Source organism: Metamycoplasma neophronis, from assembly GCF_006491995.1.
GTDB classification, from domain to species: domain Bacteria; phylum Bacillota_I; class Bacilli_A; order Mycoplasmatales; family Metamycoplasmataceae; genus Metamycoplasma; species Metamycoplasma neophronis.
This window is the reverse complement of record NZ_VHHP01000038.1, coordinates 1-603: the sequence shown is the minus strand read 5'-3', so window position 1 is coordinate 603 and position 603 is coordinate 1. Positions and strand designations below refer to the sequence as shown.

Sequence of the window (603 nt, the reverse complement as noted above, 5' to 3'; positions counted from 1 at the left end):
CCAGCTCGGCATCCAGCCAGTCTCGCAGCATCGCCACCCGGCGCCGGCCCGGCGGATCGTCGGGCAGCCACTCTCGGGTCAACCGTCCGGCGCCCAGGGGCAGCGATAACGCAATCTCGGGCTCCTCGTCCACGCCACTGGACACTTCCAGCGAGCCGCCGCCGATGTCGAGGTTGAGGATGCGCCCAGCGCTCCACCCGTACCATCGTCGCACGGCCAGGAAGGTCAGCCGTGACTCGTCCTCCCCACGCAGCGCCTGCAACTCGACACCGGTCTCTTTGCGCACCCGGGACAGGACGTCCTCGGAATTCTCGGCGTCGCGGACCGCCGACGTGGCGAAGGCCATCAGCTCGGCACAGCCCGAGCTGATGGCAATCTTGGCGAATTCGTCGATGGTGGAAATCAGCTTGTCGGCTCCGCGCTTGGTGATCTTGCCCGAGCTGTCGGTGGCCTCGGCCAGCCGCAGCGTGGCCTTCGTCGAGCTCATCGGGGTCGGGTGGCCGCCGCGGTGGGCATCGACCACCAGCAGATGGACCGTGTTGCTACCCACGTCCAGCACGCCCAATCGCACGAAAACAAACTAGCCGGGCGAAGATACGGGCG

1 pseudogene is annotated in these 603 nt (G+C 67.5%); it reads right to left on the bottom strand.

The features are described from left to right. A pseudogene (gene ppx1, locus FJR74_RS08405) lies at window positions 1-571 on the bottom strand (exopolyphosphatase Ppx1); the annotation flags it as partial. Window positions 572-603: the final 32 nt, after the last annotated feature.